The sequence below is a fragment of the Streptomyces sp. NPDC086787 genome (assembly GCF_044745865.1).
Classification (GTDB): Bacteria; Actinomycetota; Actinomycetes; order Streptomycetales; family Streptomycetaceae; genus Streptomyces.
Map to the genome: position 1 here is coordinate 275,654 of NZ_JBIVBC010000008.1, position 19,369 is coordinate 295,022.

The following is a 19,369-nucleotide window of genomic DNA, read 5'->3' on the forward strand; positions in this document are numbered from 1 at the left end:
CATGCCAGGCAACCCGAACTCCGTGGAGAACCTTCCGCCGGCCACCCCCGCCGCACCGCTCCGGCTCGTGGTCGCCGACGACAACCCCGTGGTCCGCGCGGGGCTCACGGCCCTGCTCTCCGGCCGGGCGGACATCACCGTGGTCGCGCAGGCCACGAACGGCCGGGAGGCCTGCGAGGCGGCTCTCCGGCACGCGCCCGACGTCGTCCTCCTGGACGTCCGCATGCCCGACGTGGACGGCATCTCGGCACTTCCGTATCTCGTGGGGCTGGCTCCGGTCATGATGCTGACGTACAGCCACGAGCCGGAGACCATCCGGGAGGCGGTACGCCTCGGGGCCGGTGGCTATCTGGTCCACGGCGAGTTCGACGCGGACCAACTGGTCAGGGCGGTACGGGACATCGGGGAGGGCAGGGTGCACTTCACGACTACGGCGGCGGGGGTGCTGCTGTCCCGGCCCGGGGTGCGTGCAACTGCACACGAGTGCGATGAACTTACCGATAATTCAAGCCCAATCCTCCCCAAGCCTCTTTCGCGATTGCAATCTCCTGTGGGACAGTCATTACCGTCACCGAGGTCACGGTTCCAGCTGAGCGGCAGGGAGGCGGAGATCATGGACCTCATCGCGTCCGGCATGAACAACCAGCAGATCGCCGCCACCTGCTTCATCACCGAGAAGACCGTCAAGAACCACATCAACCACATCTTCACCAAGCTCCACAGCACCAGCCGCTCACAGGCGGCGGCGAAGTGGCTGGGGGTGGCGTGAAGTGAACCCGCGAGCAAGAAGTTGGGCCCGGGAATGGGCCCTGGGGCCCTTCGGGGGGCGGGGCGGTCGGGCATACGGTCCCGGCGTCGGAAGCGAAGCCGGAGGGGAGCATGATGAGCGATCTGATGCTGAGGGCGGCTGTTGCGGCGAAGGTGCGTGTGAGTGGTTGGAGGAACACCACGATCAGCGCAGCGCGGCGACGCGGCGGCGACGGGGGCCAGACCGCGGTCGAGTATCTCGGAATCATCGCTGTGGTGGTGGCGATCGTGTTGGCGATCACGGGGACCGACATCGGCCAGACCATTCTCGACAAGATCAAGGCGAAGATCGCGCAGATAACCTGACGGTATCGCGCAAGCGCGGCGACTTAGGGCAGGCCTTCCCCATCTACATCACGGTGGTGGCGGGTCTGCTCTTTCTTGCGTTCGCCTACCTCGCGGTCGGCCAGGCCGCGGCGAATCGGAGCGGTGCCCAGACAGCCGCGGACGCGGCTGCCCTCGCGGCGGCACAGAACACCCGTGATCAGCTCGCCGATCAATGGGAGTCGGCCGTTCTCGATCCGACCAAGTGGCAGGAGATTTTCGACGGGAAGGCGCCTGTCAGTCCTTCGTGTTGGCGCGCCCATCAGCTTGCCGGGCAGAACAACGCACACGTCGAGAGTTGTGGATCCAAGGGGCTGCTGGACTACGAGGTCTCTGTGCAGACCGACAAGCCGGTCGGGGACTCGGTCGTTCCCGGCACGGAGCACACGTACGCGGACGCTTCCGCCACAGCGGTGATCGAGCCGCTCTGCACCTTCGAGATTCCTGGAACGGAAGCCGGGCAGACCGCACTGCCACGCCTCACCTGCAAGGACCGGAACTGGAATCTTGACCCACACGACCTCACCGACATTCCGGGGCCTGAGGATCTTTTCGACGTCCACCTGGCCGACTGAGAAGCGAACGACGAGTAGGGAAGGAAGCAGAGTGATGAGCACTCGGTTCACTGCCAAGGCCCGGCGGGGGATGATCGTGCTGACCATTGCGGCAGGACTGGCTGTCGGTGTGGCTGGTTGCAGTGGCGGTGGCAGCGACGACAAGAAGCCGGGGGCGGCTGCCTCCACCGCCAAGCCCGGAGGGTCCAAGCCGAGTGCTCAACAAGGCCAATCAGACCAGCCATTGGCTGAGCTGAAAGGGCCCAATGGCCTCTTGCTGCAAATCACGTCTGTCACGCGCGACTCGGGCGGATTTGTCACGGTGAATGGCACCATGAAGAACGACAGCGGAAGTACCGCCGTGATCCCCTCCAATCTCAGCGGTAACGAGACCGAGATCATCAGAAACGGAAGTTCGCTCGGTGGCGCGACTCTCGTGGATTCCAAGGGGAAGAAGCGCTATTACGTCTTGCGTGACACGGACGGCCGTCCGCTCACCACGACTGGCCTGCCGGCTCTGGAAGCCGGTCAGTCGCTTCCGGTGTTCATGCAGTTCCCGTCGCCGCCCGCGGACACCACAGAGGTCGGCTTCCAGTTGCCGGGTTTCCCCACCGCCCCCATCCAAATCTCCGGATGAGGTCACCCGTGACCACAAAACGTACCCCCGCTCTCCTCGCCCTCCTCGTCGCGGCGAACCTCTGCACTGCCCTCCCCGTTGCCGAGGCGGACACCGGCCCCAGTGTCCCCCCGGGGACCGAAGCCACCCCCGCCGCGCCCGTGAGGGTCGACCCCACCGACCCCGATCTGAAGCTCCCGGAGGGGGCCACGCTGGCTGCGGTGAAAGTGCTGGACATCAAGTCGGTGGTCGAGGACCAGAGCGGGGACGAGCGTCGCGAGGACACCAACGCGGACGTGAAGTTCGCGCTTCAGGCGGAGGTGCTGTTCAGCAAGGACAGCGCGAGGCTGAGCGGGGAGTCCAAGGCGCGTATCGACGCGATCGCCGAGGAGATCAGGAAGCAGAACGCGAAACAGGTACGTGTCTTCGGCTTCACGGACAACCTGGGCTCGTCCGCCCACGGTGACGTCCTGTCGAAGCAACGAGCCAACGCCGTACAGGCGGTGTTGACCGCGGACCTCAACGACGCGGGCGTCACCTTCGAGGTGAGGGGCTACGGCGAGCAGTACCCCATCGCGGACAACTCGACCGAGGCCGGCCGGAAGAAGAACCGGCGGGTGGAGGTGTCCTTCCCGCGCTCGGAGAGCTGACGGCGAACCTCGACCGGACGGGACGGGACGACACGCAGCGAGCGGCTAGCGCGGCGTGGTGTCGTCTGGTCTGAACGGGGCACCGTGACCGGGCACGATCAGGTTCGCGGCGGCGATCACCCGGAGCCGGGAGGCGCGCAGCACCTCGCGGTCGGGGGCCACCGGGTCGTCCGCCGGGCCGTCCGCGTGCCACCACAGGTCACCGGCGAAGGCGACCACGCCCGAGTCCGTGCCCGCCAGCAGGGTGATGTCCTCGGCGCTGTGGCCCGGGGTGCGGATCAGCCGTAGCGACGGGGTGAGTTCGTAGCCCTCCGCGTCCCGGTTCCTCCACTGGTCGCCGAGGTACTCCACCTTGTGGTCGTGCACCCGGGCCCCTTCGAACAGGCCCACGTTCATGGTGTTGTCCGGGTGGTGGTGGCTGAGCACCACGTCGGTGATGTCCTCGGGGCCGAGCCCCAACCCGGCGAGCGGGGCGAGGATGCGGTCGCGGCCGGCCACCATGCCCGGGTCGAAGACCACGTGCCGGTCGCCGTCGGACACGTAGGAGACGGTGGCGGCGACTCCGGGGCCGGTGGAGCCGACGTATCCGGTGGTCAGGATCGTGTACACGGCGCTGCGGCCGAGCGGTGCGTCTGTCATGGCCTCAATGCTTCCGGGCAGGCGGGCCGTTCACGAGTGGCACAACTGCCGCTGATCGCAGGATTGGTGCCACACTGCCCGTGTGCCTCCCTTCGCGACCATCGCCGCGTACACGCCGCCCGGTGTCGGCATGCTCGCCGTCGGCATCGTCACCGAGGTCTTCGGCCCGCACGGTGAGACCCTGCCCGGTTTCGACTTCGCCCTGTGCACCGACCGGCCCGGGCCGGTCCCCACCGACCTCGGCGTGCCGCTCACCATCACGCACGGCCTTGACCGGCTCGCCTCGGCCGATCTGGTGATCGCGCTGCCCTGGGCCGACTTCCGCACACCACCCGCTCCCGCCGTGCTCGACGCACTGTCGGCCGCACACGAGCGCGGCTCACTGATCGCCGCCCACTGCGTGGGCGCTTTCGCGCTCGCCGCCGCCGGACTGCTCGACGGACGGCGGGCCACCACCCACTGGCGGTTCGCCGAACTGCTCGCCCGCCGCCATCCCGACGTCACCGTCGAACCCGACGGCCTCTACATCGACGAAGGGCGCATCATCACGGGCGCGGGAGCCGCCGCGGGCTTCGATCTCTGTCTGCACCTGCTGAGACGGGAGTACGGAGCCGCGATGGCCAACGCCGTCGCCCGGGACATGGTGCTGCCCTCCCACCGCGACGGCGGGCAGGCACAGTACCTGGCCGCCCCCGTGCCCGAGGACTGCCGCGACGAGCGGCTCGCCGAGGTTCTCGCGTGGGCCCGGGAGAACCTCCACGGGCCGCTTCCCGTCGCGGAACTGGCCCGGCGTGCCCTGATGAGCAAACGCTCCTTCGCCCGCCGCTTCACCGCCGCGACCGGCACCACCCCCCACGCCTGGCTGCGGAGCCTGCGTCTGAGCAGTGCCGAGGAACTCCTGGAGACCACGGACCTGCCGGTCGAGGAGATCGCCCACCGCGTCGGATACGGAAGCGCGGCCGTCCTGCGCGAACAGTTCGTGCGCCGGCGGGGAGTGCCGCCCCGCTCCTACCGCCGTTCCTTCACGAACACGCCGTGACGAACAGGGCAACACCCGCCCGGACCCCCCACCCGGCCATGGCCCCCGCCTCCGCCTCCAGCACGTGCCGGGAACGGAGCCGGGGCAGGCCGAGGCGCCCGGGGGGCATCGTGCGTACGGCGATGACGCGGAGGGAACGGTCGAGGTAGGCCACGTCGATGGGGATCCGCATACCGAAGGTGTGCACGCTCCCGGCCGGTGAGAGCAGGAGCGCCCCGTCGACGGCGTCCCGGCCGAGCAGTCCCCTGGTACGGGCCCGATAGGACGCGGCGATCTCCAGCGGTACGTCCACCGGGCCGTCACCCCCGTGCACGACCAGCCTGCCCCGTCCGTCCCGCCACCGCCCCATTCCCGGAGCACCTCCCGATCCGTAGGGCCAACGCACCTGTCCAGTGGGACAAGTTGTCCCATCCATGAAGCCGGGTTGGGAAGCCCCCGCGAATCCCGTCCCGCCGCACCGGCGGAGCGGGGCCGTTGTCAGTGGCTCCTGCCACACTCGGTCGGCATGAGGGAGACCCCGCAGCCGCGCGACGCGCGGCACGAACCCGACGTACGCCTGCGCCCGGTCGCCGACACCGACCTGGAGGTGTTCCTGGCCCATGAGCACGACCCGGAGGCCGTCCGGCGGTCGCGGTTCACGCCCCGGCCGCGGGAGGCGTTCCTGAAGCACTGGAGGGAGCGGGTCCTCGTGGACCCGGGCTGTCTGGTGCGCACGGTCACCGTGGACGGGGAGATCGCCGGGAGCGTCGTCTCCTGGTGGGAGGGCGACCGCCGTTACATCGGCTACTGGCTGGGCCGTCCGTACTGGGCACGCGGCATCGGGACCAGAGCGCTCGCCGCCTTCCTCCAGGAGGAGCGCACCCGGCCGCTGTACGCCGACCCGTTCTCCGAAAACACGGCCTCCGTCCGCCTGCTGCAGAGACACGGTTTCGAGCACGCCGGCACGGTCCAGCACGGGGACGACACGCACGCCCTGCTCATTCTGCGAGCCTAGATCCACACAAGGTTTCCACATCGTTATCGCGAGCGACTCGCATTCGCCCCGCCGCCTCACGTAAGTTCAGACCAAGGTAATTCGCGTGAGCAAAGCTGCGCGGTGGGCACCGCGCAGTGGAGGGGGCTGCGCGGTGCCATGACGCACCGTCGGACACGCCAGGCGCCGTTCGCGCCCGCGGGAATCTCCCGGGCCACTGCTTTCGTCCCCATCCTGGTGTCGCCGGGTGACTGCGGAGAGTAGTTTTTACGTGCCGATGCACGCAACATCACTTACAAAGGGTTATGGTGGAAACCCCCCCTCGGGCCGGTCCGTCTCCCCCCCACGGACCGGCCCGTTTTTTTCACCCCTCCGCCGCACCCCCTCCGCCTCACCCCTCCTCCTTTCACCGGGCCCCTTTCCTCCGGCGGTGAACCGCGAACCCGCGAACCCCGCCAATGCCCCGCAGGGGTAGGCTTCGCCGACAGGGGGACCGCACTGCACGGAGGGGCTGACGAACACGTGAACCTGCGCGACCGACTGCGCGGCCTTCTGGTCAGGCTCTACGCGCGCCGGGTGGAAGGCCACCTGGACCACGCCCAGGTGCCCAAGCACATCGGTGTCATCGTCGACGGCAACCGCCGCTGGGCGAAGGCCGCCGGCTCCACCACGGCCCACGGTCACCGGGCCGGCGCCGAGAAGATCGAGGAGTTCCTCGGCTGGTGCGCCGAGACGGACGTCGAGGTCGTCACCCTGTGGCTGCTGTCCACCGACAACCTCGACCGTGCGCCGGAGGAACTCGCCCCGCTGCTCGGCATCATCGAGGACGTCGTACGCACCCTCGCCGCCGACGGCCGCTGGCGCGTCCACCACGTCGGCAACCTCGACCTGCTGCCCGCGCGGATGCAGCGGACGTTGAAGGAGGCGGAGGAGGCCACCGCCCATCGCGACGGGATACTGGTCAACGTCGCCATCGGCTACGGCGGCCGCCAGGAGATCGCCGACGCCGTGCGCTCCATGATCCTGGACGCCGCGGACAGGGGCACCTCCATGGAGTCGCTCGCCGAGGCCGTCGACATCGACATGATCGGCCGCCACCTCTACACCGGCGACCAGCCCGACCCCGATCTGGTGATCCGCACCAGCGGCGAGCAGAGGCTGTCCGGTTTCATGCTGTGGCAGACGGCCCATTCCGAGTACTACTTCTGTGAGGTCTTCTGGCCGGCCTTCCGCAAGGTCGACTTCCTGCGCGCCATGCGCGACTACGCGGCGCGCCACCGCCGCTTCGGCGGCTGACGTAGGCCGTCCGGGTGAGGCCCGCGGTGTGGAAACCGACCCGCGAGTCGCCCCGTAAGTCCCTGTTGGGACAGGAGTAACGAGGAGTTCACACGCGCGCTGTCCCATGCATGTGCATGGCAGTGCGCGTTCGAGGGCATAAGCCATGCAGGTCGACGCCCGAACCACGGGCGTCGGATCTCAGCGGGCGGCTCGGGGCCGTCCGCCCGGGAGGCCCTTTGCACCAGCCCGCCCGTGCGGTCACTGCACGGAAGAAGCCGCGGAGGGCCGGTTCTCGGCCCGCCGTTCGCGGGGGCCGTCGACCGGTCCAGCTCCAGCCCGTCGCTCCCCGACCTCATCCGAGGGGGTACGTCCTTCCGTGGTGACCAGCGTAAAGCGCCACAAGTCCGACCGGCGCACCTATGTTCTCGACACCAGCGTCCTGCTGGCCGATCCCAATGCCCTGACCCGCTTCGACGAGCACGAGGTAGTGCTCCCCATCGTCGTGGTCACGGAACTGGAGGCCAAGAGGCACCATCCCGAGCTCGGCTACTTCGCCCGGCAGGCCCTGCGCCTGCTCGACGACTACCGGGTGCGGCATGGCCGGCTGGACGCCCCCATCCCGATCGGGGACCTCGGCGGAACCGTCCGTGTCGAGCTCAACCACTCGGACCCCAGCGTGCTGCCCAGCGGGTACCGCCTGGGGGACAACGACTCCCGCATCCTCGCGGTGGCCCGCAACCTCCAGGCCGAGGGGTACGACGTCACCGTCGTCTCGAAGGACCTGCCGCTCAGGATCAAGGCGTCCTCCGTGGGGCTCCTCGCCGAGGAGTACCGCGCCGAACTCGCCATCACGGACTCCTCCGGCTGGACCGGCATGTCCGAAGTGACCCTGCCCGGCGAACAGGTGGACATCCTCTTCGAGGAAGGGCATGTGTACGTCCCGGAGATCTCCGGCCTCCCCGTGCACACCGGCCTGACCATCCAGTCGGAGCGCGGCAAGGCGCTGGGCCGGGTGACCCCGGAGGGGAACGTCCGGCTGGTGCGCGGCGACCGGGAGGCGTTCGGCATCAAGGGCCGCAGCGCCGAGCAGCGGATCGCCCTCGATCTGCTCCTCGACCCGGACGTCGGCATCGTCTCGATGGGCGGCCGGGCCGGCACCGGCAAGTCGGCGCTGGCGCTGTGCGCGGGCCTGGAGGCGGTCCTGGAGCGCCGCCAGCACCAGAAGGTGATGGTCTTCCGCCCGCTGTACGCGGTCGGCGGTCAGGAGCTGGGCTATCTGCCCGGCAACGAGGCCGAGAAGATGAGCCCGTGGGCGCAGGCGGTCTTCGACACGCTCTCCGCGGTCACCAGCCGCGAGGTCATCGAGGAGGTCACCGCGCGCGGGATGCTGGAGGTCCTGCCGCTGACCCACATCCGGGGCCGTTCACTCCACGACGCGTTCGTGATCGTGGACGAGGCGCAGTCGCTGGAACGGAACGTCCTGCTGACGGTGCTGTCCCGGATCGGCGCGAACTCACGTGTCGTACTCACCCATGACGTGGCACAGCGGGACAACCTGCGGGTGGGGCGTTACGACGGTGTCGTCGCCGTCGTGGAGAAACTGAAGGGACATCCGCTCTTCGCCCACGTCACCCTGACGCGGTCCGAGAGGTCGCAGATCGCCGCACTGGTGACCGAAATGCTGGAGGACGGTCACATCTGACCGATTCACCCGCTGGTTGGCGCCGTCCGAAAAAGGCTTGAGCCTAGCCGGGCGGCGCCTTCGCGCGTGAGGGTTTCTCGAAAACGCATGGACCAAACGGGATGTGAGCTTTCACACGTACCCCAGAATTGCCACCCGCCGTCCGGTTGCGGCAGAGTCTCACTCCTGTCAGGCCCCGCATACGGCACCCCTGTACCCCCAGCGGTACGGAACAACATGAGCATCACAGCCAACTCCACAGCGAAGCCGTATGCCGCCCGAGCTACACACGGCACTCCCGTAGGGGAGTTCCCACCGGGCCCGTGCCTCCCGTGACCCCGCAGTTGGGAGGCCAGCGTCAAGGGCACGATTGCGTCCGCCAGGGTCACCGAAGCGGGCGATGCTGGAAGGAAACCGTGTGAGCCGGATTTCGGTCCGGGGATTCGCAGTGGCCTCGGCCACCGCGGTCACCGCCGTCGGAAGCGTCGTCGGAGTTGCCTCGGGCAGCGTCGCGCAGAACAACGACGCCGAGCCGACGGCCGCCGACACCACGCTCCTCGCGGACATACCCGCGGGTCAGCAGGCCCAGGTGCAGACCGCGTCCCTGACGCAGCAGGCAGACGCCCAGGCCATCCAGGCTGACGCCGGCGCCAAGAAGGACGCGGAGGCAGCGGCCCGCAAGGCGGCCGCCGAGGCCGCCGTCGCGAAGAAGGCCGACGCCGAGAAGGCGGCGAAGCAGGCCAAGGAGCGCGCAGAGGCGAAGAAGGCCGCCAGCCGGTCCTCCGCCCGTGACTCCTCCAGCTTCCCGGTCCAGAGCTCCTACACCGTCTCCCAGGTCCAGGCGATGGCACGCCAGATCGTCGGAGCCGGCCAGTTCCAGTGCTTCAGCAACATCGTGGACCACGAGTCCACCTGGAACTACCGGGCGGTCAACCCGACCTCCGGTGCCTACGGTCTCGTCCAGGCCTACCCCGGCTCCAAGATGTCGAGCGTCGGCGCCGACTGGCGGACCAACCCGGCCACGCAGATCAAGTGGGGCCTCAACTACATGAACGAGAGGTACGGCAGCCCCTGCGACGCATGGTCGTACTGGCAGGCCAACCACTCGTACTGAGGCCCCCAGGGTCCCTCAGCCTCGCGCAGCCCCTCCCCGTCCTAGGGGGAGGGGCTTTCGCAATGTACGGTCGGAGCCAGACGACTCCCGGGGGGAGTGGTGGCGAGCACCCGGGAACGCGGGGGGAAGAGGACGGATCATGTCGCGAGTGCCACGGTGGCTCGGCCGACTGGGCGCCGGACTGACCGAGATGGGTGAGCGGTTGGACGAACGCAGGGCCGAGGTCGAGAAGGACCACGGCGGCTCGGAGCAGTCCCAGGTCGAGCGCGCCGCCGAACCGGCCCCGTCCGCGACCCCGCCGCCCGTGCCGCAGACACCGCGCCCCGATCCCGCCCAGGCCGTGCCGTGGGGCGTACGGGTCGCCGCGGAGGCCGGCTGGCGCCTGCTGGTGCTGGCCGGCACGGTCTGGGTGCTGATGCGGGTCATCAGCGCCGTCCAGCTGGTGGTCCTGGCGTTCGTCATAGCGCTGCTGATCACCGCGCTGCTCCAGCCGACGGTGGCCCGGCTCAGGCGCCACGGGGTGCCGCGCGGCCCGGCCACCGCGATGACCGCGTTTCTCGGCTTCGCCGTCATGGGGCTGATCGGCTGGTTCGTGACCTGGCAGGTCATGGAGAACATCGACACCCTCTCCAGCCAGATCCAGAACGGCATCGACGATCTGCGCAACTGGCTGCTGAAGAGCCCGTTCCACGTCACGGACAAGCAGATCAACCAGATCGCCAAGAACCTGCGCGAGGCGATCGGCGCCAACGCCGACCAGATAACGTCCACGGGTCTGGAGGGAGTCCAGGTCATCGTGGAGGCCCTGACCGGCATCCTGCTGGCGTTCTTCTCGACGCTGTTCCTGCTCTACGACGGTGAACGCATCTGGCAGTGGACGCTCAAGCTGGTGCCCGAGGCGGCCCGTCCGGGCGTGGCCGGCGCCGGCCCGCGCGCCTGGCGCACGCTGACGGCCTACGTCCGGGGCACGGTACTGGTGGCCCTGATCGACGCCATCTTCATCGGCCTCGGCATCTACTTCCTGGACGTCCCGATGGCCGTCCCGCTGGCCGTGTTCATCTTTCTGTTCTCCTTCATCCCGCTGGTCGGCGCGGTGGCCTCCGGTGCGCTCGCGGTCGTGGTGGCGCTGGTGACGCAGGGCGTCTTCACGGCCGTCATGACCCTGGCGGTGGTCCTCGCGGTCCAGCAGATCGAGGGCCACGTCCTGCAACCGTTCATCCTGGGCCGCGCGGTCCGCGTACACCCCCTGGCCGTGGTGCTCTCGGTGGCCGCGGGCGGCATGATCGCGGGAATCGGCGGCGCCGTGGTGGCCGTGCCCCTGGTGGCGGTGACGAACACGGTGGTGGGTTATCTGCGGGAGTACTCCCGGGAAACCTCCCCGGCCCCGGCCCCGACCTCGCCGCCTGGCCCCCCGCAGGAGCCACCCGCACCCACCGCCGAACCGGCCGCCCCGCCCGTCACCGAGAGCTGATCCGCCCAACCGGGGAGATGCTGCCGGAGACGCACCCCCGTGACGTCTCCGGCACCACCGCTCGCCCCACAGCTCACGCCGCGGTGTCTCCAGAGGAGAATCTAGGCCCGGGCGGCGCCTGGTGGTGTTCGTGGCGTGCCGGGTTTCTGTGCGCTGCGTGTCGTGCGGCCGCCAGGGACAACGCACGATGTTCGGTGGGGGTGACCCCGTAGGCCTCGCGAAACGCCCGGCTGAAGCCGGTGGCACTGGGGAAGCCCCAGCGAGCCGCGATCGACTGAACGGGCTGACCGCCGAGTTCCCCGCGTGCGAGGTCGGCGTGGGCTCGCTCCAGCCTGCTCCGGCGGATGCGTGCCGCGACGGTCAGGGGCTGGTCGCCGAAGAGGGCGTGGAGACGACGCAGGGACAGGTTGTGCCGATCGGCGATCACCTGGGGAGTCAGGTCCGGGTCGCCGAGGTTGTTCTCGATGAAGCGGTGGATCCGTTGCAGCGTCTCCTGCGCGCGAGCCTCGGCGGGCGCCTGGCCGGGGTCACCGAGCTGCCGCGCGAGAAACGCGGTGGCCAGGTCGAGGGTGACGGCCCCCATCCCGCGCAGCTCCTCCGGGTGGCAGCGCGGGCCGCGGGCGATCAGCGTCTTCAGGAAGTCGGCGAGGATCGCCCCCGACCCCGCGTCCGCGGCCAGGTTCTGTGCGAGGAGGCGGTCGACGCGGTCCGGGTTCAGCGCCAGGGCCTGACGGGGAATCTGTACGACCAGCGTCTCGGCCTGCCCGCCGGTGCAGGCCCCCTCGCTCGGTCGTGAGGTGTCGGTGAGCACGAGTCCCCCCGCGACCACCGATTCACTGCCTCGCTGGGAGATCCTGACAGCCCCCTGTGTGATGAGCGCCAGCTGCAGGTGCTCGGGATCGCCACGCCGGATATGGGTCGGGGTGCGACGCGAGAGCACCGGTGAGCACGCCACGGTGGACAGCCCCACCACGCCGAGATCCAGATACGAGATGCTCGCCCGGAAGTCGGCCGCCCGACGGGCGCTCAGCGTCACGGGCATGACGTCGCTGGACACCGCCTCGCAGAACCAGTCGAACCTGTCGTCGGCCGGCCCGACATCATCCGCCGCAACCAGCGATCCCACGCGATCCCCCGCACTGCTGTGCTTCACCTCTGCTTCACCTCCACCGCCACGTGACTGATTATCAGTCACCTGCCGAAGGCGTTTCGCCCGGCGGACGCAGCAGGGAAAGACGACGGCCCCCCGCTCACCGTCCGGTGAGCGGGGGGCCGTGTGCGCCGGGGCGGTTACTCGGCCGACTCGGCCAGTACCGCTTCCGCGTCGAGGGTGACGCCGACGGCCTGGACCACGGAGGCGATCTTGAACGCCTCCTGGACGACCTCACGGCTGACGCCGGCCTTGCGCAGCACCTGCTCGTGCGAGTCGAGGCACAGGCCGCAGCCGTTGATGGCGGACACCGCGAACGACCACAGCTCGAAGTCGACCTTGTCGACACCGGGGTTGCCGATGACGTTCATCCGCAGACCGGCGCGCAGGGTGCCGTACTCGTGGTCGGACAGCAGGTGACGCGTCCGGTAGAAGACGTTGTTCATCGCCATGACGGCGGCCGCGGCCTTGGCCGCGGTGTACGCCTCCGGCGACAGGTTCTCCTTCGCCTCCGGCTCCAGCTCACGCAGCACGATGGGGGAGCGGGAGGCGATGGCGGTCGCCAGGACCGTGCCCCACAGCTGCTGCGCGGGCAGGTCCGAGTTGCCGATGACCGAGCCGAGGTTCAGCTTCAGGTCCTTGGCGTAGTCGGGTACGCGGGACTTGAGGGAGTCGAGGGACATGTCACTCACCGGCCAGCAGCGCGACCGGGTCCAGCGTCTCGTCGCCCTTGCTCCAGTTGCACGGGCACAGCTCGTCCGTCTGGAGGGCGTCGAGGACCCGCAGGACCTCCTTGGGGTTACGGCCGACGGAACCGGCGGTCACCATGGAGAACTGGATCTCGTTGTTCTGGTCCACGATGAAGACGGCGCGCTTGGCGAAGCCGTCCTCGCCCTCGATGCCCAGCTCGCGCATCAGCTCGTGCTTGGAGTCGGCCAGCATCGGGAACGGCAGGTCGCGCAGGTCGTCGTGGTCCTTGCGCCAGGCGTGGTGCACGAACTCGGAGTCGCCGGAGAAGCCGAGGACCTGGGCGTCACGGTCGGCGAACTCGTCGTTCAGCTTGCCGAAGGCCGCGATCTCGGTCGGGCACACGAAGGTGAAGTCCTTGGGCCACGCGAAAACGATCTTCCACTTGCCCTCGTAGGTCTTGTGGTTGATCGTCTCGAACTCCTTGCCCTTCTCCAGCGAGACGCAGGCGGTCAGTTCGAACTCGGGGAACTTGTCACCGACAGTGAGCACACGCTCTCCTTGCAGCGAGGAGACACCCGGATCGCGGGGTCTCCCTTGGGTTGGACGCTGTTGATGTTGGCACAGGCCGCATTGATCCGGGAAATAGCTACACTCGGTCGCGTTGATCGGAAGGATCTATCAGTGACCGTGAGTGGTACACCCGCCAAACGGCGCCGGCCCAGCCTCTCCCAGCTGCGGGCCTTCGCCGCCGTGGCGGAGCATCTGCACTTCCGGGACGCGGCGGCGGCCATCGGGATGAGCCAGCCCGCGCTGTCGGGCGCCGTCTCCGCGCTGGAGGAGACCCTGGGGGTCACCCTGCTCGAGCGTACGACCCGGAAGGTGCTGCTCTCGCCCGCCGGTGCGCGTCTCGCCGTACGCGCCAAGGCGGTGCTGGAGGAGGTCGGCGCGCTCCTGGAGGAGGCCGAGGCGGTCCGCGCGCCGTTCACGGGGGCGCTGCGGCTCGGGGTCATCCCCACCGTCGCGCCCTATCTGCTGCCCACCGTGTTGCGGCTGACGCACGACCGCTACCCCGAGCTCGACCTCCATGTGCACGAGGAGCAGACCGCCCGTCTGCTGGACGGGCTGGCCGGCGGACGACTCGACCTGCTGCTGCTCGCGGTGCCCCTCGGCGTCCCCGGCGTGGTGGAACTTCCGTTGTTCGACGAGGACTTCGTGCTGGTCACCCCGCTCGACCACTGGCTCGGCGGCCGTGCGGACATACCGCGCGAGGCGCTCAGGGAGCTGAACCTGCTCCTCCTCGACGAGGGGCACTGCCTGCGCGACCAGGCCCTCGACATCTGCCGTGAGGCGGGACGGGAGGACGCCCCGGTCAGCACGACCGCGGCGGGCCTCGCGACCCTCGTCCAGCTCGTCGCGGGCGGCCTCGGCTGCACCCTGCTGCCCAGCACCGCCCTGCGGGTCGAGGCGACCCGCAGCGACCAGCTGCTCACCGCCGGCTTCGCGGCCCCGGCCCCGAGCCGCCGTATCGCCCTGGCCATGCGCGCCGGAGCGGCCCGCGGCGCCGAGTACCGGGAGCTCGCCGCCGCCCTGCGCGTGGCGCTGCGGCCGCTGCCGGTGCGGGTGCTCGCCGAGAACTGAGCTCATGGCTCGGGCCGTCAAATACCTTCCACAATCGATCAAATGAGTCTCGAACAAAGCGATTTGAACAGCCTGAAATTCCAACTTCCGTCAGCCGGCGACAGCTGGGGAATCCCCCGCTGGAATACACCATCGAACTGATACACATACCCCCTCGGTGTGACGCGTCAGGCGTCAGTGCGAAATGCCGATCGGTCACGATCTGCCAAGGGGAGTGATGTCGGAGGAACGGGACTCCCTCGGCAGAGCCGGCTACAGCCGGCTCGCGCACGCCCTGATCGCGTGCGGGCGTGAGGGGTTCACGGGAGAACTGCGGGTACCGGGCAGTCCCGGCGGCGCCTTCCATCTGCGCACCGGACTCGTCGTCGCGGCCGAGAGCCCCGGCGCCCCGGGCCCCGAGGCACTGCTGTTGCGCTCCAACCGGATCGACGGCGAGCAGTGGGCCGAACTGGTACGGCGGTCCGGCGGCGCGCGCTGGCCGGCCGACGGGCTCATCGCACACGGGTACGCGGGCGCCGCCCAGCTCAGGGTGGTCTGTGTGATGGCCCTCCAGGACGCGGCCTTCGCCATCGTCGCCGGCCGGGTGGACGGCTGCGAGCCCGTCCACGGCACCGAGCCGCACGCCCCCGTCACGGTCGGCGAGGTGCCCGGCCGGCTGCTCCAGGACGCCAACCGCAAGCTGGCCGCCGTGGCCGCGCTGGCCCACCCCGTGCGCCCCGACCGCGAACGCCCCCTGCCCGGCGCCCCGCCGCGGCACCCTCTCACCCCGCTGCAACAGGAGCTGCTCGGCCATGCCGACGGCCGCCGCACCACCCGGGACCTGGCCTTTCGTGCCGGACGTGGGGTCTACACCGTCACGGTGGAGGTTGCGCGGATGCTCGGCGAGGGGCTGCTGGTGTGCGCCGGGCCGACCACCGCGGCACCGGTGGTCCACATGCGCCGGGAGGCTCCCGTCGTACGGCACCGGGAGCCACCGGCTCCACCTCCCGCGCCGGAACCGATCCCCGTCCCCACGCGGCTGCCGCGCCGCGAACCGGGCGCGAGCGGTATCACCGAGGCGCTCGACCCGGCGAAGAGCGGCCCGAGCTGGAAGGGGTTCTTCCGTCTGCGGCACGGAACCGCCAAATGAAACCAGAAGAAGCCAAGCGAACGAGGGAGTTGAGTACATGGACCACGAAGCCCTGGCGCGGGAAATGCGCGGGCTGCGCGAACGGGTCACCGGAATCACCGACACCGCCCTGGCGGCGGCCGACGGAATGCTGATCGCGGCCGACACGGCGGATTCCATCGACCCGGAGGGCCTGGCCGCCCTCGCGGCCGCGAGCCTCGGCCTCGCCCGCCGCACGGCCCACGCCACGGCACGCGGTGCGCTGCGGCAGACGGTGACCTACGGCAGCCACGGCTGCCTCGCCTTCTACGCGGTCGGCGACACCGCACTGATGGTCGTGCTCGGCGACGAGGGGATGGACGTGGACCACCTGCACCGCGCGACCCATCCGGCACTCGACCGCATCGGCTCGATCCTCACCGAAAAAGCCCCAGAGGGAGTGTGAAGGGATGGCGACGAAACGCATGGCAACAGGTTTCTCCGACCAGGTCATGAGCCTGGTCAAAACGCTGCGCAACGAGGTGCCGGAGTGTGTCGCGGCCGGTGTGGTCGACATGTCCACCGGGATGCTGCTCGCGTACGAGACGATCGACAACCACCCGCCCGAGGTCCTGGACCTGCTGGCGGGCGCGACGCTCGACCTGTTCCAGGGGCGCACGGTCGTGATGATCGAGGACCTCTTCAAGGAGCGTCGTGGCAGCTCCAGTGACAACCACTTCTTCCAGGAGATCCTGGTCAACAGCGACAACCTCACCCACCTGTTCATCCGCATGAACGAGCAGCAGGACGTCGTGTCCGTCGTGGTCTGCCGCAAGGCGGTGAACGTCGGCATGCTGTTCGCCCAGGCCCGGAGGGTGGTGCGGGAGCACAGCCTGTGAGCGCACCACGACGTGGGCCCCTCCTGGCGGGAAGGGGCCCACGTCGGGCGGCCGTGGCAGTGGCGAGCCGACCGCCCGCTACTCGGTGCGCAGGCCCTCCGGGCGCATCATGCGCAGCAGCGGCGGCAGGCTGAGCAGGGTGACCGTGAAGACCACCGCCGCGCCCACGCCGGCCATGGTCAGGACGCTTGCCCAGTCCATGGTCACCGGCGTCTTCGTCATCTTCAGCAGCACCGTGCCGAGGGTGATGCCCACCGTCGTGGCCAGCACCAGGCCGAGGCCGACGGGGAGGGCCGTCTGCCAGAGCACCGACAGGCTGAGTGTGCGGCGCCGGGTGCCGAAGGCGACCAGTGCGGAGAGCAGTTTCTTGCGCTCGCGCAGCTGCTCCAGCTGGGAGACGAGCAGGCTCGCGCCGATCAGCGCCAGCACGAAGGCGGAGCCGACGAACAGACCGGTGCGCAGGGAGGCGAGCTTGGCGGACTCGCTGGTCGCGGTCCAGGTGAACGTGTTCGCCATCGGGTCGACCCGGATGGCCGCGTTGCGCACGTACTCCCGTGCGTCCGGCACCGACGTGTCCATGCGCACGTAGACCTGGCTGTAGAGCGTCTTCCTGGCCCGGTCGGGCAGCGCGGCGGGGGTGAGGAGCAGGCCGAAGCTGCCCGGCATCAGGGAGTCCTTGCGCGCGTTCACCTCCCGCAGTTGCGCCGGTACGGTCCAGGCCACCTCGGCGCCGCGCGGGCCGTCCTCGTAGGACGGGTCGATGAAGAGCTGCCGGCCGGGCTTCGCCAGGGTGCGTTCGCTGTCGACCGCGCCGGCGACCTCGTCACTCGCGGGGAGCATCATGAACACGTCGCCGTCCTCGCAGGAGGGCAGCGCCGCGAGTTCGCGCAGGGCGGCGCAGGAGCCCACGGTCATGCTGCTGGACGTGTCGGGCGCGCGGCGCTTGTCGCCGTACGACCCGGAGGCCAGGGCCACCGCGGACCGTACTCCCTTGGTGCCGCCGAACTCGCGCTCGACGCCGGACAGCGCCGTCCGGTTGGTCAGGTCGACCTGCATCTGGGCCCGGCTGGGGTCCTTGCCGGTGTCCTTGGTGTACTGGCTCTGCACGCCGGTGAAGAGCATCTGGAGTGCGATGGCTCCGGCGACGGCGACGGCGATGCCGTTGACCATGCGGGCGGCGGTGCCGCTGCTCAGCTGGAGCCGTCGTACCGCCAGTTGCCAGGACAGCGAACCTGCGCCGAGCCGGACGACGACCGCTTCGACGACCCAGGGGAGCAGGGCGGTGATGCCGATCAGCAGCAGGAGGACGCCGCCGATGACGAGGTACTGGTTGAAGTTCCCGTTGTCGCGGCCCTTGTTGATCATCGGGTAGAGCATGGCGAGGCCGGCGAGGGGCAGCAGCAGTCGCCACCACAGCCGGCGGCGGCGCTGTTTGGCCGCGCGTACGACACCGAGGGGTTCGACGACCACGCCGCGCATGGCGAGCAGGGTGACGAGTACGGCGGCGACCGGGACCGCCACCGCGACCAGCAGGGCGAGCACGGGGGTCGGGTCGAGGTAGCTGGGGAAGACGCTGATGTCCAGCACTTCCATCGTGCCCAGGGTCTGGCGTCCGAGGACGAAGAAGCCGGTGCCGACGGCGAGTCCGAGGAGGGCTCCGGCGAGGGCCTCGCCCGCGGCGATCCGGCGGGTCATGTGGCTGTCGGTGCCGACCAGGCGCAGTGCGGCGAGGCGGCGGTCGCGGCGTTCGCCGCCGAAGCGGACGGCGGCGGCGATGAACACGGCGACCGGCGTCAGCAGCACCACGAACACGACCAGGATCAGCAGGAGCAGCACCGGATCGGTCTTCTCCTCGGTCGACGGGACCGGGGTGCCGAACGTCTTCAGCCGCGCGATCCGGGACGAGTCCGGCTTGACCGGCAGCCCCTCGGCGCCCGCGTAGTAGGCGAGTTCGTGGGAGCCGATGAGTCCGCTCTCGCCGATCGTGCCGGTGATTCTGTACGGCAGCCGCTCGCGGAGCAGCTTGGCGTCGTCCGAGGCCAGCAGGTCCTTGAGTGCGGGGGAGACGACCATCTCGCCCTTGGCCGGGAAGCGGTCGACTCCCGGGGGCAGCGGCGCCTTGCTGCCCTCGGGTTCGATGAGGCGGCCGCGGACGTCGTCGTCGTGCCAGGTGGTGTCGGTGTGCCCGACCAGGACGGTGTTGTCCGCCTTGGGGAGGAGCGTGTCGGAGGCCGGGTAGTCGAGACGCGCCTCCTCCACGCGGTGGCGGGCGGAGAAGATGTTGGGGAGTGCGGTGCAGAGGAGGAGGAGTGCGACGCCGATGCCGACGCCGACGGCGGTGAGGGTCATGCGGACCCAGCCCTCGCGGCCGCCGGTGACGGCGAAGCGGGCTCCCATGGTGAGGTCCCTGGCCCACTGGCGTGGGTTCATATGGCGCGCTCCATGTCGCGGGACTTGCCGTCGCGGACGACGATCTCGCGGTCGGAGTAGGCGGCGACCCGGGCTTCGTGGGTGACGAGGACGACGGCGGCGTTGGTGGAGCGGGCGGCGTCGGTCAGCAGATCCATGACGCGTTCGCCGTTGTAGGAGTCGAGGGCGCCGGTGGGTTCGTCGGCGAACAGGACGCGTGGTGCGGTGACCAGGGCGCGGGCCACGGCGACGCGTTGGCCCTGGCCGCCGGAGACCTCGCCGGGCCGCTTGTCCTTCAGGCCGTCGACCTCGAGGCGTTCCATCCAGCCGAGTGCGGTGCGTTCGGCGTC

General features: G+C 69.7%; 22 protein-coding genes. 15 read left to right on the forward strand and 7 right to left on the reverse strand.

The annotated features are described in order from the left end of the window. Nucleotide 1: 1 nt before the first annotated feature. The 5 genes from ACIPK3_RS21335 to ACIPK3_RS21355 all read left to right on the forward strand — a co-directional run bounded on the left by ACIPK3_RS21335 (nucleotide 2) and on the right by ACIPK3_RS21355 (nucleotide 2,951). On the forward strand, nucleotides 2–769 hold the full coding sequence (locus tag ACIPK3_RS21335) for a response regulator (protein WP_402571818.1): 768 nt from the start codon (nucleotides 2–4) through the stop codon (nucleotides 767–769). 113 nt (nucleotides 770–882) lie between these two features. Continuing rightward, a complete protein-coding gene (locus ACIPK3_RS21340) occupies nucleotides 883–1,113 on the forward strand; it encodes a hypothetical protein (RefSeq protein ID WP_402571882.1) in 231 nt (76 codons plus the stop codon). Continuing rightward, nucleotides 1,110–1,706, forward strand: coding sequence for a pilus assembly protein TadG-related protein (locus ACIPK3_RS21345; protein ID WP_402571884.1), 597 nt, complete (start codon nucleotides 1,110–1,112; stop codon nucleotides 1,704–1,706). Before ACIPK3_RS21340 ends, ACIPK3_RS21345 begins: the two co-directional genes overlap by 4 nt. A 34-nt stretch (nucleotides 1,707–1,740) precedes the next feature. After that, the gene (locus tag ACIPK3_RS21350; RefSeq protein ID WP_402571820.1) at nucleotides 1,741–2,322 is read left to right on the forward strand and encodes a hypothetical protein; all 582 of its coding nucleotides are present in this window, start codon (nucleotides 1,741–1,743) and stop codon (nucleotides 2,320–2,322) included. Continuing rightward, entirely contained in the window at nucleotides 2,319–2,951 is a 633-nt protein-coding gene (locus ACIPK3_RS21355; RefSeq protein WP_402571822.1) for an OmpA family protein, read from the forward strand. The genes ACIPK3_RS21350 and ACIPK3_RS21355 overlap by 4 nt, the downstream gene beginning before the upstream one ends. Before the next feature lie 45 nt (nucleotides 2,952–2,996). Here ACIPK3_RS21355 and ACIPK3_RS21360 read toward each other — a convergent pair whose 3' ends face one another. Next, on the reverse strand, nucleotides 2,997–3,590 hold the full coding sequence (locus tag ACIPK3_RS21360; RefSeq protein WP_402571824.1) for an MBL fold metallo-hydrolase: 594 nt from the start codon (nucleotides 3,588–3,590) through the stop codon (nucleotides 2,997–2,999). A gap of 130 nt (nucleotides 3,591–3,720) precedes the next feature. Here ACIPK3_RS21360 and ACIPK3_RS21365 point away from each other — a divergent pair, with 130 nt between their 5' ends. After that, a complete protein-coding gene (locus ACIPK3_RS21365; RefSeq protein ID WP_402571886.1) occupies nucleotides 3,721–4,629 on the forward strand; it encodes a GlxA family transcriptional regulator in 909 nt (302 codons plus the stop codon). Here the strand turns inward: ACIPK3_RS21365 and ACIPK3_RS21370 are convergent. Then, a complete protein-coding gene (locus ACIPK3_RS21370; RefSeq protein ID WP_402571826.1) occupies nucleotides 4,613–4,978 on the reverse strand; it encodes a DUF192 domain-containing protein in 366 nt (121 codons plus the stop codon). The genes ACIPK3_RS21365 and ACIPK3_RS21370 overlap by 17 nt on opposite strands. A gap of 156 nt (nucleotides 4,979–5,134) precedes the next feature. On the opposite strand from ACIPK3_RS21370, the gene ACIPK3_RS21375 reads away from it, so the two are divergent. The 5 genes from ACIPK3_RS21375 to ACIPK3_RS21395 all read left to right on the forward strand — a co-directional run bounded on the left by ACIPK3_RS21375 (nucleotide 5,135) and on the right by ACIPK3_RS21395 (nucleotide 11,146). Then, nucleotides 5,135–5,623: a GNAT family N-acetyltransferase gene (locus ACIPK3_RS21375; protein ID WP_402571828.1), complete on the forward strand. Its 489-nt coding sequence runs from the start codon at nucleotides 5,135–5,137 to the stop codon at nucleotides 5,621–5,623. A gap of 501 nt (nucleotides 5,624–6,124) precedes the next feature. Then, nucleotides 6,125–6,898: an isoprenyl transferase gene (locus tag ACIPK3_RS21380; protein WP_402571830.1), complete on the forward strand. Its 774-nt coding sequence runs from the start codon at nucleotides 6,125–6,127 to the stop codon at nucleotides 6,896–6,898. Nucleotides 6,899–7,256: 358 nt separating this feature from the next. Then, nucleotides 7,257–8,582 (forward strand): PhoH family protein, encoded by a 1,326-nt coding sequence (locus ACIPK3_RS21385; RefSeq protein WP_402571831.1) that lies wholly within the window; start codon nucleotides 7,257–7,259, stop codon nucleotides 8,580–8,582. 397 nt (nucleotides 8,583–8,979) lie between these two features. Next, entirely contained in the window at nucleotides 8,980–9,675 is a 696-nt protein-coding gene (locus ACIPK3_RS21390; protein WP_402571833.1) for a transglycosylase SLT domain-containing protein, read from the forward strand. Between the two features lie 139 nt (nucleotides 9,676–9,814). Next, on the forward strand, nucleotides 9,815–11,146 hold the full coding sequence (locus ACIPK3_RS21395) for an AI-2E family transporter (RefSeq protein ID WP_402571835.1): 1,332 nt from the start codon (nucleotides 9,815–9,817) through the stop codon (nucleotides 11,144–11,146). A 73-nt stretch (nucleotides 11,147–11,219) separates the two neighbouring features. Here ACIPK3_RS21395 and ACIPK3_RS21400 read toward each other — a convergent pair whose 3' ends face one another. From ACIPK3_RS21400 to ACIPK3_RS21410, 3 genes are all read right to left on the reverse strand, one after another. Then, entirely contained in the window at nucleotides 11,220–12,272 is a 1,053-nt protein-coding gene (locus ACIPK3_RS21400) for a helix-turn-helix domain-containing protein (RefSeq protein ID WP_402571837.1), read from the reverse strand. Between the two features lie 164 nt (nucleotides 12,273–12,436). Next, a complete protein-coding gene (locus ACIPK3_RS21405) occupies nucleotides 12,437–12,979 on the reverse strand; it encodes an alkyl hydroperoxide reductase (protein WP_402571839.1) in 543 nt (180 codons plus the stop codon). Between the two features lies 1 nt (nucleotide 12,980). Continuing rightward, on the reverse strand, nucleotides 12,981–13,535 hold the full coding sequence (locus tag ACIPK3_RS21410) for a peroxiredoxin (protein WP_402571841.1): 555 nt from the start codon (nucleotides 13,533–13,535) through the stop codon (nucleotides 12,981–12,983). A 132-nt stretch (nucleotides 13,536–13,667) separates the two neighbouring features. Between ACIPK3_RS21410 and ACIPK3_RS21415 the strand changes: the two genes are divergently transcribed. From ACIPK3_RS21415 to ACIPK3_RS21430, 4 genes are all read left to right on the forward strand, one after another. After that, nucleotides 13,668–14,624, forward strand: a complete 957-nt coding sequence (locus ACIPK3_RS21415) for a LysR substrate-binding domain-containing protein (protein WP_402571842.1) — start codon at nucleotides 13,668–13,670, stop codon at nucleotides 14,622–14,624. Between the two features lie 217 nt (nucleotides 14,625–14,841). Further along, the gene (locus tag ACIPK3_RS21420; RefSeq protein ID WP_402571843.1) at nucleotides 14,842–15,753 is read left to right on the forward strand and encodes a MarR family transcriptional regulator; all 912 of its coding nucleotides are present in this window, start codon (nucleotides 14,842–14,844) and stop codon (nucleotides 15,751–15,753) included. A gap of 37 nt (nucleotides 15,754–15,790) precedes the next feature. Next, nucleotides 15,791–16,177 carry a roadblock/LC7 domain-containing protein gene (locus tag ACIPK3_RS21425; RefSeq protein ID WP_402571845.1) on the forward strand — a complete coding sequence of 129 codons (387 nt, stop codon included), beginning with the start codon at nucleotides 15,791–15,793 and terminating at the stop codon, nucleotides 16,175–16,177. A 4-nt stretch (nucleotides 16,178–16,181) separates the two neighbouring features. Further along, on the forward strand, nucleotides 16,182–16,610 hold the full coding sequence (locus ACIPK3_RS21430; protein ID WP_402571847.1) for a hypothetical protein: 429 nt from the start codon (nucleotides 16,182–16,184) through the stop codon (nucleotides 16,608–16,610). A gap of 78 nt (nucleotides 16,611–16,688) precedes the next feature. On the opposite strand, the gene ACIPK3_RS21435 is transcribed toward ACIPK3_RS21430, so the two are convergent. Then, nucleotides 16,689–19,040: an ABC transporter permease gene (locus ACIPK3_RS21435; RefSeq protein ID WP_402571849.1), complete on the reverse strand. Its 2,352-nt coding sequence runs from the start codon at nucleotides 19,038–19,040 to the stop codon at nucleotides 16,689–16,691. Beyond that, nucleotides 19,037–19,369: ATP-binding cassette domain-containing protein (locus ACIPK3_RS21440; RefSeq protein WP_402571851.1), on the reverse strand; the 333-nt coding region annotated here is incomplete at its 5' end. The genes ACIPK3_RS21435 and ACIPK3_RS21440, both read right to left, overlap by 4 nt.

Bases quoted from the DNA above. Each gene is read 5' to 3' on its own strand.
- ACIPK3_RS21425 (WP_402571845.1), top strand. From the start codon at position 15,791: ATGGACCACGAAGCCCTGGCGCGGGAAATGCGCGGGCTGCGCGAACGG.
- ACIPK3_RS21370 (WP_402571826.1), bottom strand. From the start codon at position 4,978: ATGGGGCGGTGGCGGGACGGACGGGGCAGGCTGGTCGTGCACGGGGGT.
- ACIPK3_RS21335 (WP_402571818.1), top strand. From the start codon at position 2: ATGCCAGGCAACCCGAACTCCGTGGAGAACCTTCCGCCGGCCACCCCC.
- ACIPK3_RS21405 (WP_402571839.1), bottom strand. From the start codon at position 12,979: ATGTCCCTCGACTCCCTCAAGTCCCGCGTACCCGACTACGCCAAGGAC.
- ACIPK3_RS21420 (WP_402571843.1), top strand. From the start codon at position 14,842: ATGTCGGAGGAACGGGACTCCCTCGGCAGAGCCGGCTACAGCCGGCTC.
- ACIPK3_RS21360 (WP_402571824.1), bottom strand. From the start codon at position 3,590: ATGACAGACGCACCGCTCGGCCGCAGCGCCGTGTACACGATCCTGACC.
- ACIPK3_RS21435 (WP_402571849.1), bottom strand. From the start codon at position 19,040: ATGAACCCACGCCAGTGGGCCAGGGACCTCACCATGGGAGCCCGCTTC.
- ACIPK3_RS21340 (WP_402571882.1), top strand. From the start codon at position 883: ATGAGCGATCTGATGCTGAGGGCGGCTGTTGCGGCGAAGGTGCGTGTG.
- ACIPK3_RS21365 (WP_402571886.1), top strand. From the start codon at position 3,721: ATGCTCGCCGTCGGCATCGTCACCGAGGTCTTCGGCCCGCACGGTGAG.
- ACIPK3_RS21355 (WP_402571822.1), top strand. From the start codon at position 2,319: ATGAGGTCACCCGTGACCACAAAACGTACCCCCGCTCTCCTCGCCCTC.
- ACIPK3_RS21395 (WP_402571835.1), top strand. From the start codon at position 9,815: ATGTCGCGAGTGCCACGGTGGCTCGGCCGACTGGGCGCCGGACTGACC.
- ACIPK3_RS21375 (WP_402571828.1), top strand. From the start codon at position 5,135: ATGAGGGAGACCCCGCAGCCGCGCGACGCGCGGCACGAACCCGACGTA.
- ACIPK3_RS21430 (WP_402571847.1), top strand. From the start codon at position 16,182: ATGGCGACGAAACGCATGGCAACAGGTTTCTCCGACCAGGTCATGAGC.
- ACIPK3_RS21350 (WP_402571820.1), top strand. From the start codon at position 1,741: ATGAGCACTCGGTTCACTGCCAAGGCCCGGCGGGGGATGATCGTGCTG.